1 protein-coding gene is annotated in these 593 nt (G+C 57.7%); it reads left to right on the top strand.

What is annotated here, in order from left to right; genetic code table 11:
• A partial coding sequence (locus DK870_RS29200; RefSeq protein WP_372241753.1) for an immunoglobulin-like domain-containing protein occupies positions 1-593 on the top strand: 593 nt, incomplete at both ends.

The following is a 593-nucleotide window of genomic DNA, read 5'->3' as shown; positions in this document are numbered from 1 at the left end:
GTTGCAGGCAACGGCGCAACCACCACCATCAACGACACCATCGACAAGGTCGATGTGGTCCTGACCGCCACCAACACTGTTGGTGAAGGCGGCAACATCGTTTACACCGCCAGTCTTGTGGATAAAAACGGCGCGCCGGTGACCAACATCACCAATCCACTGACCGTGACGTTGGATAACGGCCAGACCATCACCATCGGTGTGAATCAGTCGAGCGGTTCTGTCTCGGTAGTCGCTCCAAACGACGTCTATCAAGGCGACCAAACTGTCACTGCCGCCATCAAAGGCGTTACCGGCGGCGAGCACTTTGAGAACTTGGTACCGGGAACCGATAAAGTCACTACGACCGTAACGGACACACCGGGCACTGCAGATACCACCACCGTGATCCTCACCGCGCCAAGCGCAGTTAACGAAGGTGGTCAGATCACCTACACCGCTACCTTGAGCAACAAGGCCGGCACCGATGTCACGCTGAAGCTGGATAACGGGTCGACCATCACCATCAAGGCCGGCGACACCGTCGGCACCGTGACCGTCCCGGCGCCAAGCGATGACGTGTTCATCGACAAGAGCACTCAGACCGTCAAGAT

It is taken from the genome of Pseudomonas sp. Q1 (assembly GCF_009935975.1).
In the GTDB taxonomy this organism is placed as follows: Bacteria; Pseudomonadota; Gammaproteobacteria; order Pseudomonadales; family Pseudomonadaceae; genus Aquipseudomonas; species Aquipseudomonas palleroniana.
Note: the sequence above shows the minus strand (reverse complement) of the source record. Positions and strands in the feature narration are given on the sequence as shown.